Source organism: Candidatus Thalassolituus haligoni (assembly GCF_041222825.1).
GTDB lineage: Bacteria > Pseudomonadota > Gammaproteobacteria > Pseudomonadales > Oceanobacteraceae > Oceanobacter > Oceanobacter antarcticus.
Genome location: NZ_CP139482.1, coordinates 1,183,931 through 1,197,693 on the forward strand (window position 1 = coordinate 1,183,931; position 13,763 = coordinate 1,197,693).

12 protein-coding genes are annotated in these 13,763 nt (G+C 54.5%); 9 read left to right on the forward strand and 3 right to left on the reverse strand.

The window, feature by feature from the left end; all coding sequences use genetic code 11:
- Nucleotides 1-49 precede the first annotated feature (49 nt).
- Nucleotides 50-1,756 carry a diguanylate cyclase gene (locus tag SOJ49_RS05380; protein WP_369857210.1) on the reverse strand — a complete coding sequence of 569 codons (1,707 nt, stop codon included), beginning with the start codon at nt 1,754-1,756 and terminating at the stop codon, nt 50-52.
- A 287-nt stretch (nt 1,757-2,043) separates the two neighbouring features.
- Here SOJ49_RS05380 and SOJ49_RS05385 point away from each other — a divergent pair, with 287 nt between their 5' ends.
- The gene (locus SOJ49_RS05385) at nt 2,044-2,565 is read left to right on the forward strand and encodes an NlpC/P60 family protein (protein WP_369857211.1); all 522 of its coding nucleotides are present in this window, start codon (nt 2,044-2,046) and stop codon (nt 2,563-2,565) included.
- 70 nt (nt 2,566-2,635) lie between these two features.
- Complete coding sequence (locus SOJ49_RS05390; RefSeq protein WP_369857212.1) at nt 2,636-3,553, forward strand: glutaminase; 918 nt, start codon at nt 2,636-2,638, stop codon at nt 3,551-3,553.
- A 90-nt stretch (nt 3,554-3,643) separates the two neighbouring features.
- Here the strand turns inward: SOJ49_RS05390 and SOJ49_RS05395 are convergent, their stop codons facing one another.
- Nucleotides 3,644-4,570, reverse strand: coding sequence for a LysR family transcriptional regulator (locus SOJ49_RS05395; RefSeq protein ID WP_369857213.1), 927 nt, complete (start codon nt 4,568-4,570; stop codon nt 3,644-3,646).
- 159 nt (nt 4,571-4,729) lie between these two features.
- Here SOJ49_RS05395 and SOJ49_RS05400 point away from each other — a divergent pair, with 159 nt between their 5' ends.
- From SOJ49_RS05400 to SOJ49_RS05420, 5 genes are all read left to right on the forward strand, one after another.
- Complete coding sequence (locus SOJ49_RS05400; protein WP_369857214.1) at nt 4,730-5,212, forward strand: DoxX family protein; 483 nt, start codon at nt 4,730-4,732, stop codon at nt 5,210-5,212.
- 97 nt (nt 5,213-5,309) lie between these two features.
- A complete protein-coding gene (locus tag SOJ49_RS05405; RefSeq protein ID WP_369857215.1) occupies nt 5,310-6,110 on the forward strand; it encodes a class III extradiol ring-cleavage dioxygenase in 801 nt (266 codons plus the stop codon).
- Between the two features lie 165 nt (nt 6,111-6,275).
- Nucleotides 6,276-7,268 (forward strand): permease, encoded by a 993-nt coding sequence (locus tag SOJ49_RS05410; protein ID WP_369857216.1) that lies wholly within the window; start codon nt 6,276-6,278, stop codon nt 7,266-7,268.
- 82 nt (nt 7,269-7,350) lie between these two features.
- The gene (locus tag SOJ49_RS05415) at nt 7,351-7,587 is read left to right on the forward strand and encodes a thioredoxin family protein (RefSeq protein WP_369857217.1); all 237 of its coding nucleotides are present in this window, start codon (nt 7,351-7,353) and stop codon (nt 7,585-7,587) included.
- 82 nt (nt 7,588-7,669) lie between these two features.
- Complete coding sequence (locus tag SOJ49_RS05420; RefSeq protein ID WP_369857218.1) at nt 7,670-8,059, forward strand: hypothetical protein; 390 nt, start codon at nt 7,670-7,672, stop codon at nt 8,057-8,059.
- Nucleotides 8,060-8,152: 93 nt separating this feature from the next.
- Here SOJ49_RS05420 and SOJ49_RS05425 read toward each other — a convergent pair whose 3' ends face one another.
- On the reverse strand, nt 8,153-8,599 hold the full coding sequence (locus SOJ49_RS05425) for a group II truncated hemoglobin (RefSeq protein ID WP_369857219.1): 447 nt from the start codon (nt 8,597-8,599) through the stop codon (nt 8,153-8,155).
- A gap of 223 nt (nt 8,600-8,822) precedes the next feature.
- Here SOJ49_RS05425 and SOJ49_RS05430 point away from each other — a divergent pair, with 223 nt between their 5' ends.
- Together SOJ49_RS05430 and SOJ49_RS05435 are read left to right on the forward strand one after the other, a co-directional pair.
- On the forward strand, nt 8,823-12,419 hold the full coding sequence (locus SOJ49_RS05430; RefSeq protein WP_369858034.1) for an ATP-binding protein: 3,597 nt from the start codon (nt 8,823-8,825) through the stop codon (nt 12,417-12,419).
- Nucleotides 12,419-13,354 (forward strand): response regulator, encoded by a 936-nt coding sequence (locus SOJ49_RS05435; RefSeq protein WP_369857220.1) that lies wholly within the window; start codon nt 12,419-12,421, stop codon nt 13,352-13,354. Before SOJ49_RS05430 ends, SOJ49_RS05435 begins: the two co-directional genes overlap by 1 nt.
- Nucleotides 13,355-13,763: the final 409 nt, after the last annotated feature.

Sequence of the window (13,763 nt, forward strand, 5' to 3'; positions counted from 1 at the left end):
GCCAAGGCTGAGTGCCTGGTGTGAACGGGAACGGTTTTTGTGAGCCATCTTAGTGGCTGGTGATTAACCCTGGACAGTAGCGGTGGCGACCACTGGCCTTGGCTTCGTACAGGGCCTGGTCGGCGGTTGCCAGTATTTCGTTGAGAGATTGTCCTGCCATGGCGCGGCTGCTGCCTGCGCTGATGCTGAGTGGCAGTATTTCGTTCAGGTCGTTGCGGATTTCGTGTTTTTGTATGGCAGCGCAGAGGCGGCGGCCAAGCTGGTCGAGCAGGAATTGCTGGTCGGTGTTGATCAACAGCAGGAATTCATCTCCGCCCCAGCGGCAGGCAAAATCATCCGGGCGAATGTGATCCTGAATGATCTGTGCAGTGGCTTTCAGCGCCAGGTCGCCAGCGGCGTGGCCATATTGGTCGTTAATGTTTTTGAATCGATCGAGATCGAGCCAGAGGATGCCAAATCCCCCCGAATTCTGTGGCAGCTGTTTCATTTGTTGCTGCAGTTGTTCCATCATGCCACGGCGGTTGAGCAGTCCGGTGACGGGGTCGGCATAGGTCAGTTGTTCCAGTTCTTCGGTACGCTGCCGGACTCTGATTTCCAGCCGTTCACGTGATTTTAATACTTCACTCGCCATGCTGCTGAAATGACTCATGATGCGGCCAATGTCGCCATGAATATGTTGCGGGATCACGTTGTTTACTGGTTGGCCGTCGCGCAGCTGTTCGATCCCGTTTTCCAGTTGGCGCAGTGGCTTCAGTACGTAGCGATTGAGTGCCAGATTAAACAGTAGCAGGGCGATGAAGATGCTGACGCCCGCCAATAGGAACAGCTCATTAAAGGTGCTGAGGGGGAGTAGAATGTTCAGATCCAGCAAGGTCATTACAAACCAGTCTACTTCTGGCAAGTAGACCACCCCTGCCAGCTGATCGCTGCCATTTCTTTCGACATGGATACTGACGACTTGATCGGGCCTTGAACGGGCGGTTTGCAGTATGTGCTCCAGCTCGGCCCGTTGGGCTTCGTTGTCGAGCTGCTGCCAGATGGTTTTGTGTTCACTGGCATCCTTGGTGATGCTGGCAAAGTCGATCTGGGAGATGTCTTCCGATACCTGAATGGCCCCTTCGTGGTCGAAAAACAGGTTGTTGATACCCGGTTCCGGGGTGGTGGTGAACTGTTGAATAAAGGTGGTCAGGTCGAGGCCGGTGCCAACAACACCGAGAATCTGGTCGCCATCACGCAGTAAAACATCGATCCAGAGTTTGGTGACCTTGAGTGGAATGTCCGGGTTAACGTTCAGGTGAATGTCACGGTTTTGCTCGATGATGCTGTAGAACCAGCGGTCATTGGGGTTATCGGAACGCAGGGTATAGCGATATTGGTCGTTGGCAAATTCGTTGCTGGCATTGTTGTGGTAGTAGTTACCGGAACCGGGCAGGGCGACAAAGTAGCTGTGGTCAGAGAAGTTGTTGCGATAGGACTCCAGCTCTGCCAGCGCCGTCTGCTTTTTCTCTTCGTTGTTTTCGTCTTTTGCCCAGCTGCGCAAAATTTGTGAATCAGCCAGCTGACGGGCCAGTGCCACTTCACGGATGATGGGCTGAAGTGAGCGTTCTTTTTCCAGTTTGACCTGGGTTTCGAACTGACGCAGGGCGGATTCTTGCAGTACGTTCAGGACAATTTTTTGGCTGAACAACCAGATAGCCAGGCCGGATAACAGCATCAGTAGTGCAGTGAGAAGCAGAAAACGTGGCTTAAGGTTCATCTCGGCTTCCCGGTTGGCCGTTTATACAGGGCAGATGTACGCTGCTGCTGTTCTGGTCCCGATCTGACAAGCGGTGCTGCTCTGTCTGCCTGAATTCAGGACTGGATCTGTGTATTGGAATCATGCCTGGCCAGTGTTGTTAATTGCTCTACAACTGGACAACCAGCGATACTCTGAGACTATCACGCTTTTATACCGCAGGCATGCTATTCGCTGAGCTTGTTGCTCTAAGCTGGCGCCAGAGTGTGGCCTGTATTGTCAATTTTGTCACTATAGCAGGAGTGTGTATGTCTTCGCGGGTGTATCCGATGTTGAGCTGGTTGTATCTCGCCACGGTACTGTTGAGTGGTTGCAGCAGTATGACTTCGGTTGAATCTGGATTCGCTACCCCGGATCGTGCGTTAGAATCGGCTGATTCTGCAGCGGCTGTCCGTCGCAGTGACTGGCTCAAGCACTTGTATCAGCAGTATGACGATTGGCGTGGCACTGGCTATTTGTATGGTGGTACCACCAGAAATGGAGTGGACTGTTCAGGGTTTGTGAATGTGACCTATCGCGATCAGCTGGATAGCTGGGTTCCCCGTACCACTTTGTTGCAGTCACAGTTTGGTGAGCCGGTCGCGATGGGTGAATTACAGGCCGGTGACCTGGTGTTTTTCAAGACGGCTGACAAGGTTCGTCATGTGGGTATTTATCTTGAAAAGGGCAAGTTCCTGCATGCGTCCAGCAGTGAAGGGGTGATTATTTCCAGGCTGGATAGCGCCTACTGGCGAGGCAAGTTCTGGCAAGCCCGTCGAATGGCTCCTTGAATAGAAAAAGAAGCATCCTGACGGCCGACTGACTACAATCGATGGCCATATTCTTCGGTGGAGTTTTGTTGTGCAAGCTATTTTGGATGAGATCGTTGCGACGATTGGTGTAAGCAACGACCGTGGCAAGGTGGCCGATTATATTCCGCAGCTGGCGTGTATCGACCCGAACCAGTTTGCTATTTCTGTGGCGCTGGCGGATGGCCGGGTGTTCAGTGCCGGGGATCATCAGCAGCTGTTTTCTATCCAGAGTATTTCCAAGGTGTTTACGCTGACCATTGCACTGGGCAAGTTGGGTGATGGCGTCTGGGCGCGGGTAGGACGAGAGCCGTCGGGAGATCCGTTTAATTCTATCGTGCAGCTGGAGCATGAAAACGGCAAACCAAGAAACCCGTTTATTAATGCCGGTGCGATTGCGATTGCCGATGCCATTATGGTGGGGCATCAGCCGAAAGAGACGTTGGCAGAAATTCTGCAGTTTGTGCGCTTTATTGCTGACGATGAGAGTATTTGTATCGACCATAACGTGGCGGAATCCGAGTTGAAAACCGGCGATCGTAACGCTTCGCTGGCACATTTTATGGCGTCGTTCGGCCGTATGAATAATCCGGTCGATTATGTGCTGGGTACCTATTTTCACCACTGTTCAATTGCCATGACTTGCCAGCAGTTGGCCAAAGCCGGGTTGTTTTTGGCGGGGGATGGCGAAAACCCGGTCACCGGGACGCGGGTAGTGTCTGCCCGTCGAGCGCGCCGAATCAATTCGCTGATGATGATGTGCGGCCATTACGATGGCTCCGGTGAGTTTGCCTATCGGGTGGGCTTGCCGGGCAAGAGTGGCGTCGGCGGCGGTATTCTGGCGGTGGCGCCGGGGCATGCCTCGATTGCGGTTTGGTCGCCGGGGCTGGATGAGGTGGGCAACAGTAAATTGGGCACTGAGGCGTTGGAGAAGCTGGTGCAGCAGACCGGCTGGTCGGTATTTGCTTGAGGGCATATCGATAAATGGCTGCGCTCGACATGACGTTTATTCAATTCGAGCTGGAGCAGACGTTTTGTTAATACCGGATCGTAGCCGACTCTAACCCTTTGTCCCAATCTCTAACCCTTTGTCCCAATAGGGTGGCGAGCCAAAGTAGCCTTCCATAAAGTCGATAAAGCAGCGTACCTTGCTGGCCAATAGCTGGCGATGGGCATACACCGCATATAGCCCCATGGGTTCCGGTTCGTACTCTGGCAGGATGACGTGCAGTCGGCCTGCCGCAATGTCGGCCCCGGAAATAAAACTCGGCTGAATGGTAATACCCGCGCCTTCAATGGCGGCTTTTATCAGTATGTCGCCGTTGTTGCTGATGATATTCCACTGCTGTTCACGCCCGGCATCTTTCAGCCGCTGATGGATGTTCAGGCTGCTGTCGCTTTTCATATAACTGTAGTGCAGATAGCGATGCTGTTGCAGGTCGTCGGGGCTGGTGGGAGTGCCGTGTTGCGCGAGGTATTGCGGCGAGGCGCACATTAGCAAGCGCACCGGGGCAATTTTGCGGGCAATCAGTGACGAGCTTTTTAAATGGCCGATGCGCAGGGCGACGTCGAAACCTTCCTCAACAATATCAACCTTGCGGTCATTCAGTTGGACGTCGATGCCGACAGCGGGATGCGCTTTTTGAAAATCGCACAGCAACGCCGCCAGATGCTGGGTGGCAAACGAGACCGGCGCACTGATTCTCAGTAGCCCCTGGGCTTGGCCTTGCATATCGCCCAATTGGCTTTCCATGTCGTCAAGGTCATCCAGCAGCTGGCTGGCACGCTGGTAATAGCGGCTACCGGCTTCGGTCAGGTGAACTTTGCGGGTGGTGCGGTTCAACAGCCGAACGCCCAGGTGTTGTTCCAGCTGTGAGACGTATTTACTGATCAGCTGGGGAGAGGTATCCAGCCGTTCAGCTGCACGGGCAAACGCGCCTTCATCAACCACGGTGATAAAGGCGCGCATGGCGCTGATACGATCCATAGCGGCTTCCTGTTTAAGAGTATGAGGGGTTGGTTATCAACATATCGTTGCTAATTAAGCAATGGCTGCCATCTTAGTGTTTATGAATCGCAAGAGTAAAGTGTGCTTATCGCCTGACGTAATGGCGCGGGCACTTAACTATTTCTGTGAGGATTCACCATGAGTAATAAATTGATCACGACCTTGTTGGCTTCTGATGCGGGTTTGGCTGCGCTGATTCTGCGTGTACCCGTCGGCCTGGTATTAGCCGCCCACGGTTCTCAAAAACTGTTCGGCTGGTGGGGTGGCTACGGCCTGGAAGGTACTGGTCAGTGGATGGCCAGTATTGGCCTGGAACCCGGTTATCTGATGGCGTTGCTGGCCGGTAGTGCGGAGTTTTTTGGAGGTCTGGCGCTGGTGTTGGGGCTACTGACTCGTCCGGCGGCGCTGGTCATTGCATTGACCATGCTGGTGGCGATCTTCAGCACTCATATCAGTCATGGTTTGTTTCTGAGCAATAACGGCTATGAATACGCGTTAAGCTTATTGGCGGTGACGGCGGCGCTGACGGTTCAGGGAGGCGGAAGCCTGGCGCTGGATCAGTGGTTGCATCAAGCGCTCAAGGGCGGTCGTGTTAACCGTCTGGAGCCGGTGACTGTCTGAAGCCAGGTCAGGGTATTGAGCCGCGTATTGCACTCAGAGCCCTGCACCTCCTATTACTGCCGGTTAATTGACTGCCGGTTAACGTGAGAACCCGAGTATGAGCCACAAAGATATTTTGTTTATTTCCCATGGTGGTGGTCCGATGCCGTTGCTAGGCGATCCTGGCCACCGTGAGATGGTGCAACGGTTACAGGAAATTACCGCCACATTAAAGAAGCCTGCGGCGATTCTGGTAATCAGCGCCCATTGGGAAGAGCAAGTACCGACGATTACTGCCGGAGCCGATCCGGCGCTGATTTATGACTATTATGGTTTTCCGCCAGAATCCTATCAGTTGCAGTACCCTTGCGGCGGCGAGCCGGAGCTGGCGAATAGAGTCTATCAGTCGTTAGAATCTGCTGGCATTCCGAGTCGGCTGGATACTCAGCGCGGCTTTGATCATGGCCTGTTTGTGCCATTGATGTTGATGTATCCGCAGGCGGATATTCCGTGTGTGCAGCTGTCGCTGAAACATAACCTGGATGCAGCGGATCATCTGGCGATTGGCCAGGCTTTGCAGGCACTTGATTATGACAATCTGCTGGTGCTGGGTTCCGGTTTTTCATTCCATAATATGCGGGCGTTTTTTGCGCCGGATTCAGCCGAGATGCGAGCACGTAACCAGTCATTTGAAGACTGGTTACTGGAAACCTGTTCCAGCCAGGCGCTGGATGAAGGGGAGCGCAGTCGCCGTTTTGTGGCATGGGAGCAGGCTCCAGCCGCTCGTTTCTGTCATCCTCGCGAAGAGCACTTGTTACCCTTGCATGTGTGTTACGGGCTGGCAGGCAAGCCGTGTGATGCCCATTATGTGGCGACCATTCTGAATAAAAAGTCTGGCATGTTTTATTGGTCGGCTTGACGGGCGGCCCGCCTTCCCAGGTTCCGCGTAAGAATCACCGCTGCTGAATAGTGTGTATGTTCAGCGCATTTTTTATAACCATTCGGTTATTAATCTGGATCAAGTTGGCATTGCAGAACGGGTGTAAAAAGAAATCAGCTTGATCTGTTCAGAGGGTACTTTGTCATGCTGTCGTGGTTTACCGATTTTGCTTCCTGGCTGACGTATTCGCTGTTGGCGCTGGATCCTGACTCGCGACTTGGGCAGTCGCTGCATTTCTTTATTGAAGACACCAGCAAGATTTTCTTTTTGCTGGTGGTGATGATTTATTGTGTGTCGTTTATTCGCGCCTCGCTGAATGTGGAGCGGGTACGCCGTTATCTGGCCAGTACCAACCGGGGCGTGGGCTATCTGCTGGGAAGTGTCTTCGGTGCCATTACGCCGTTTTGTTCCTGTTCCAGTATTCCGATTTTTCTGGGGTTTACCTCGGCCGGTATTCCGGTAGGCATCACCATGGCGTTTTTGCTGACCTCGCCGTTAATCAACGAGGTGGCAGTGTTGTTATTGCTGAGTTTGGTAGGGTGGGAGATTACCGCCATCTATGTGCTGGTAGGCATGTTGGTGGGGGTATTGGGCGGGATGTTCCTGGATGCGATTCATGCCGAGCGCTGGTTGCAGCCGTTTGCGCTCAAGGCTTATCTGAATGCCAGCGCCCAGACAGATGCGGGCGCAGTAACAGCCAGTCAATTGTCGTTCAGGCAGCGTCATGTATTTGCTCTGGCTGAGCTGACCGACATTGTCTCACGGGTCTGGAAGTGGGTATTTATCGGTGTTGGCCTTGGGGCGGCGCTGCATGGGTTTATTCCGGCAGGTTGGCTGCAAAACACCTTGGGACAAGGGCAATGGTGGTCGGTACCCGCTGCGGTATTGGTTGGCGTGCCATTGTATTCCAACGCGACCGGGGTTATCCCGGTGATGGAAAGTCTGTTTCTGAAGGGGCTGCCACTGGGCACGACGATGGCGTTTTGTATGAGTACGGTTGCGGCCAGTTTTCCTGAATTTATCTTGTTGAAACAGGTGATGCAGTGGAAATTGCTGGCGACGGTATTTGCATTGTTGCTGGTGGCATTCACGCTGGTGGGTTGGGTGTTAAATGCGGTGGCCTTACTGTTGGTCTGAAGATAGTGGTTTGAAGACAGTGGTTTGATGAGAGTTATATGAATGCCGTTCTGTGTCTTTTTTTACGTAAAAGGTGACTGATATGAAAGTGTTTAATGTGCTCGGCAGTGGTTGTACCAAGTGCCAGAAAACCGCTGATTTGATACAGAAAATTGCCGCCGAACAAGGGGTAACGATTGAGTTGAATAAGGTCACTAGTCCCGAGACCATTATGGGTTACGGGGTGATGAGTACTCCGGCGGTGGTGGTGGATGAACAGCTGGTGCATTCTGGTTCAATCCCGGATCGGGCCAGTGTTGAGTCTTGGCTGACAAGCTGACAGGAGGTGCGGGTATTGGACAACAGCGGCTGGAAACTGGCAGGATGGCGCACTTTTTCCAATTTGAATCCCGGAGATCACGATGACCAACGAGTTTAAAGCCAAAGCCTGGTTGAAGAGTTCCTGCCCGTTTTGCTTTCGGTTTTTGCTGTTTATCACGGAAGCCGGTTTGCTGGATCAGGTCGAAGTGGTTCGGGTCGATGCGGATGATGAAGATCAGCTGAATGCTCGTCGGTCTGAGCTTCAGCAACTGACTGGCGAGGTGGCCTCCTTTCCAACCGTCGAATTGTCTCCGGGTCAGTATCTCAGCGACACCGCTGGTTTGATTCAGCACTTTGCCGCTGCGCACGGCATCAGCCCGGAAAGTCTGCCGACTTTGGCGTTTTACGATAGTGGTATGTTTCCGACGGCGCTTGCCCGCTTCAGGGAAATTCGCTCCCTGAAAGAGCAGTTGTCAACGCTGTCGGTCTGATATCGACCGCGCCATTGCGATTCCGTAGGCCCGCCTCAGTGCGTGGCTGCTGCTCCGGCTTAGCATCGTTGCGGACAGCCACAGAGGGCGTCCCTACGAACCATTGGCGTTTTTATCGGCGTGGAATTTACACATCAGTCGAATACTTTCGGCCGGTCGTGACAGCTGCTGGATCATGTAGTGGCGAAAATCATCCGGGTAGTTCAGATCCTGTAACGCCAGATCCATGCAGGTCAGCCAGGCTTGAACGCTGCTTTCATCGGCTGGCAGGTGGGCGTGAGCGACAGGAATACTGATGGCACCCACGTGCTCGGCATACAGCTTCGGGCCGCCAGTCCAGCCAGACAGAAACCAGGTGAGTTTTTGCCGCGATGAGGTCAGATCGTCTGAGTGCATGGCACGCAGGATTCTGGCTTCTGGCAGAGTGTCCATCCGTTGATAAAAACGGTCGACCAATGCGGTGATACCTTCCAGACCACCGGCGGCCTGATAAGTGGCGTCGCCTTGTCCATACGCGGGAGTATTTGAGGTTGGGCTCATGTCGGTTGCCTTGATCTCGTAAAATAAACCAACGGACTATATCAGCCTACTGTGCAGACTCACTGATCTATCGCAGGTTATTTGGGGCACCGCTTGGCCGATGACGGACTGGTATTTGGCCAGTGCGTCGGTTGTATGCGGTGGTGGCGGTGCGCAATTGCAGTCTTCTGGCGGCGGTTTGGGTATGCTGCGCGCTGACCGTTTGTATATCGACTGCTTACTTATGCCTGCCTCGCAAAAGATTTTCAAAGTTCGCCGCCATTATAATCGCTGGGTGGCGGATCAGACGCTGGAAGACTTTGCCCTGCGCTTTACCGCTCGCAGCGGTCGGCGTATGTCGATCGAACGGGTGGCACAAACGGCGTTGGGAGCAACGGCATTTCTGGCACTGGAAGGGCTGGCGGCGGCGGTGACGCTGAACTACGGCTTTACCAATACCGTGTATGCCATGCTGGTGGTGTGTCTGCTGTTTTTTATCACCGGCGTACCGATTACCTATTATGCCGCCAAGCACGGTCTGGATATCGACTTGCTGACACGCGGTGCCGGATTTGGTTATCTGGGCTCGACGGTGACGTCGCTGATTTATGCCTCGTTCACTTTTATCTTTTTTGCGATTGAAGCAGTGATTCTCGCCAGCGCCTTGCAGGCGTTACTCGGGGTGCCGCTGGCGATCGGCTATTTTTTATGTGCAGCGGCGGTAATTCCAATTGTGATGCACGGTATTTCTGCGATCAGTCGTTTTCAGGCGGGCACGCAGTTTATCTGGGTGTTGTTGCAGTGCCTGGCGTTGGCCGTGGTGATTGTGAATGAATCTGGCCAACTCGCGGCCTGGACGCAGTTTCACGGTCTGGCGGTCGATCAGTTACCAGACGTTGCTGTACCTGGATCGGGCAACGACGCTGCCGTTCCGGGTGGAGGAGCAGGCAGTTTTAATATTTTGTTGTTTGGTGCTGCTGCATCGGTGTTTTTTGCGCTGGTACCACAGATTGGCGAACAGGTGGATTACCTGCGGTTTATGCCGCCCAAAACCCCACAAAATGCTCGCCGCTGGTGGTTCTGGCTGATTCTGGCGGGGCCGGGTTGGGTGTTTATCGGCATTATCAAGATGTTGCTGGGGTCGTTTCTGGCTTATCTGGCCATTACCCAGGGGGTTGCCTACGAATTGGCGACCGACCCGACCCATATGTATCAGCGGGTGTTTTTTTATCTGACCCATTCCGACGGGCTGGCGTTGTTGCTGGCGGCAACCATGGTGATTGTGTCGCAGATGAAAATAAACGTCACCAATGCGTATGCCGGATCGATCGCCTGGTCGAATTTTTTCTCGCGGCTGACTCACTCTCACCCCGGCCGGGTGGTGTGGCTGGTATTTAACGTCACGATTGCGCTGCTGTTGATGGAGCTGGGTATCTATCAGGCGTTGGAAGCAGTGCTGGGGGTGTTCGCGATTGTGGCTGTCAGCTGGCTGGGATCGTTGGCGGCGGATTTGCTGATCAACAAGCCGCTGGGCCTGAGTCCGGATATCGTAGAGTTCAAACGCGCCCATTTGTACGACATCAACCCGGTGGGTACTGGCTCCATGTTGCTGGCAACCACGGGTGGTGTGCTCAGTTATCTGGGCATGTTTGGTGAAGTCACGGCCACACTGAGTCACTTTGTCAGCTTGGGGATCTGCTTTGTTATGGTGCCACTGATTGCCTGGTTCACCGGTGGTCGTTACTACATTGCCCGTACCTCTCCGGAGCTGGATCTGTTGGTGACCGATATTGCGCCGACCGATTTGTCGCGCTTGCCGGAGGACGTGCGCCATCGCCATGTGCAAACCATTCAGTGTGGTGTTTGCGAAAACCATTTTGAGCAGGAAGATATGAGTTTTTGTCCGGCCTACGATTTGCCTATCTGTTCGCTCTGCTGCACGCTGGATGTGCGTTGTATGGACAGCTGCAAGCCGCACGCTCATGTCTCCCGCCAGCTGGCCTATTTCCTTTCCAAGTTTGTGCCGCCCCGCATCGTACGGGTGGTGAATTCCCGGCTGGGTCACTTTGTCAGTCTGTTATTGATTGTGAATCTGCTGATTGCGGTGCTGCTGGCGGTGGTGTATCGACAGATGGCACCAGTAACGGCGACAGAGACTGAGCTGTTGCAACAAACCATGTGGACACTGTTTTTTACCCTGATGATTGCCTCCGGGGTACTCGCCTGGCTGTTTTTATTGGCCCATGAAAGTCGGCTGGTGGCGCAAAAGGAATCCAACCGCCAGACTCGCAAACTCACCGCCGAGATTGAAGCGCACCAGGAAACCGACCAGGCTTTGCAGCAGGCGAAGGAGCTGGCGGAGTCGGCTAATGCCGCCAAAAGCCGCTATCTGACCGGTATCAGCCATGAATTACGCACGCCACTGCAATCGGTGATTGGCTATGCCCAACTGCTGGCCAACAAGGGCGATACCCCTGCTGGCCACAAGAATGGCCTGGCGATTATCCAGCGTAGTGGCCAGTACCTCACTGACCTGATTGACGGCTTGCTGGATATTTCCCGCATTGAAGCAGGCAAGCTGGATCTGTATCGCTCGCGGGTGGAGCTGCCGGTGTTGATAGCGCAGCTGAATGCCATGTTTGCCATGCAGGCCGAGCAGAAGGGGGTTCGTTTTCACTCCAGTGTGCAGGGCACCTTGCCACAATGGACCATGACGGATGAAAAACGTCTGCGGCAGATTCTGATCAATCTGTTATCCAACGCCGTCAAATATACCGTCAGCGGCCAGGTCGACTTTGATATTCGCTATCGCAATCAGGTGGCGGAATTTCGCATTCGTGATACCGGACCTGGGATCGATGCTGAATCCCTCAAACGTATTTTTGATCCCTTTGAACGGGTACGGAATCGCGCCACAGCCAATTTGCCCGGCACCGGGTTGGGGCTGACCATCGTCAAACTGCTCACTGAGATCATGGGAGGGGACCTCAAGGTAGACAGTACGCCGGGTCAGGGCAGCTGCTTTACTATCGCGCTGATGCTGCCCTGGGTTAATCTTCAGTCCGACCAACAACGTCAGCACGCGGAGTTGCTGGAGAACAAACGTATCATTGGTTACGAAGGTTTTCAGCGCACGGTGTTTCTGGTGGATGACGATCCAGTACTACGGGGTTTGTTGGCTGATTTGCTGGTGCCGCTCGGATTCTTAACGCTGGAAGCCCACGATGGCGAGCACTGCCTGACCATGATGGACGAACTGGAACAGGCTGGTGAGCGGGTACCGGATCTGTTCCTGATGGATGTGTCCATGCCGGGTATTACTGGCCTTGAAGTCGCCCACCGGTTGCGTACCCGAGGCATATCCGTACCGATCGTCATGCTCTCCGCCGATGCCCAGGAAGGGGATCGCAGCGAATTCGACCGGGCTATCTATAACGATTACCTGGTCAAGCCTGTGAGTAACAGTCGCCTGCTCAATACCATCGGCACCGTGCTGGAACTGCACTGGACCTGGCAGAGCGGGGATCCCGACAGCGATAGGACAGGAGCATTGTCAACGCTGTCGACCACGACTGCGGAACGCCAGGCACCACGCATCAGTAACACTGCCGCGTTTGGTGTGCTACAACCCCATCCGCAACTGCTGGAACTGCAAGCGTATGCCGAAATGGGCTATCGCAAGGGCGTTGTCCAGGCACTGGAAATTCTGAAAACCTCTTCAGCCATGACCACTCGTCAGCTGGAGTATTTGCAACAATTGGCAGGCGGATTTCAGCTGCAAGAGCTGGCAGAACTGCTGAAAACGGCGTTGGCCGAGACCGATCGGGGAGGTACAACCTGATGAATCCAACCAGCAACACAACACCAGGCGTGAACATTCCGTCGGACATGGTTCTGGTGGTGGATGACTCTCCCGACTCCCTCAGCCTGATTAATGATGCGCTGGAAGGGGCCGGTATCGACGTACTGGTCGCCCTCGAAGGTCGACAGGCACTGACCATCGCCCGCAAAATGAAGCCCGACATGATCCTGATGGACGCCATCATGCCCAATATGGACGGCTTTGAAGCTTGCCGTTTACTCAAAACCGACCCGGAACTGGCCTCCATTCCAGTGATCTTCATGACTGGTCTCACCGACACCAGCGACATCGTCCGTGGGCTTGAAGCCGGTGGCGTCGATTACCTCACCAAACCGATCAACCCCGATGAGTTACTGGCCCGTATGCGGGTACACCTGACCAACGCCCGGCTCACCAGTAGCGCCCAGTCGGCCCTCGACAGCACTGGCCAGCATCTGATGACAGTATCGACTCAAGGAGAATTACGCTGGGCGACACCACAAACCTACGCCTTGCTGGCGCGCGCCAGAGTCGATGACCGCAGTCAGAAATCCCTGCTGGCACCACAGATTGCGCGCTGGCTGGAACATCACCCCGAATCCGGAAACAGCCTCCGGCTGAACGACCTCGGCTATCCGCTGGCAGTGAAACTGATCAACGAACAGAGCAATGGCGAAATGCTGCTGAAGCTGGTCGACGGCCAGCGTCCGACCGGTGCCACCATGCTGCGGGAACACCTCAACCTCACCGAACGGGAATCCGAAGTGTTGTACTGGATCGCCAACGGCAAAGCCAACCGCGAAGCCGCCGAAATCCTCAACATGAGCCCGCGCACCGTCAATAAACACCTCGAACAGATTTTCACCAAACTCGGCGTTGAAAACCGCACTGCCGCCGCAGGCGTCGCGTTGCGGTTACTGGCTGCAGAATCCTGACGAGACAACGACCGCGACACGGACAAGCCTTACGGCCACGCACGGAGGCGGGCTCTACAGAATCATAATGGCGATGAATGTTGCACCGTGGATACGGACGGACGCCGACAATGGCCACGCACGGAGGTGGGCCCTACAGAACGCACTGGCGATGAAATTGCACCGCAGCCCATCGTAGGGACGCCGACAATGGCCACGCACGGAGGCGGGCCCTACAGAATCGCAATGGCGATGAATGTTGCACCGTGGATACGGACGGACGCCGACAATGGCCACGCACGGAGGCGGGCCGTACGGAATCGCAATGGCGATGAATGTTGCACCGTGGATACGGACGGACGCCGACAATGGCCACGCACGGAGGCGGGCTCTACGGAATCGCAATGGCGATGAATGTTGCACCGTGGAT

Bases quoted from the DNA above. Each gene is read 5' to 3' on its own strand.
- SOJ49_RS05380 (WP_369857210.1), bottom strand. From the start codon at position 1,756: ATGAACCTTAAGCCACGTTTTCTGCTTCTCACTGCACTACTGATGCTG.
- SOJ49_RS05385 (WP_369857211.1), top strand. From the start codon at position 2,044: ATGTCTTCGCGGGTGTATCCGATGTTGAGCTGGTTGTATCTCGCCACG.
- SOJ49_RS05395 (WP_369857213.1), bottom strand. From the start codon at position 4,570: ATGGATCGTATCAGCGCCATGCGCGCCTTTATCACCGTGGTTGATGAA.
- SOJ49_RS05400 (WP_369857214.1), top strand. From the start codon at position 4,730: ATGAGTAATAAATTGATCACGACCTTGTTGGCTTCTGATGCGGGTTTG.
- SOJ49_RS05405 (WP_369857215.1), top strand. From the start codon at position 5,310: ATGAGCCACAAAGATATTTTGTTTATTTCCCATGGTGGTGGTCCGATG.
- SOJ49_RS05410 (WP_369857216.1), top strand. From the start codon at position 6,276: ATGCTGTCGTGGTTTACCGATTTTGCTTCCTGGCTGACGTATTCGCTG.
- SOJ49_RS05415 (WP_369857217.1), top strand. From the start codon at position 7,351: ATGAAAGTGTTTAATGTGCTCGGCAGTGGTTGTACCAAGTGCCAGAAA.
- SOJ49_RS05420 (WP_369857218.1), top strand. From the start codon at position 7,670: ATGACCAACGAGTTTAAAGCCAAAGCCTGGTTGAAGAGTTCCTGCCCG.
- SOJ49_RS05425 (WP_369857219.1), bottom strand. From the start codon at position 8,599: ATGAGCCCAACCTCAAATACTCCCGCGTATGGACAAGGCGACGCCACT.
- SOJ49_RS05430 (WP_369858034.1), top strand. From the start codon at position 8,823: ATGCCTGCCTCGCAAAAGATTTTCAAAGTTCGCCGCCATTATAATCGC.
- SOJ49_RS05435 (WP_369857220.1), top strand. From the start codon at position 12,419: ATGAATCCAACCAGCAACACAACACCAGGCGTGAACATTCCGTCGGAC.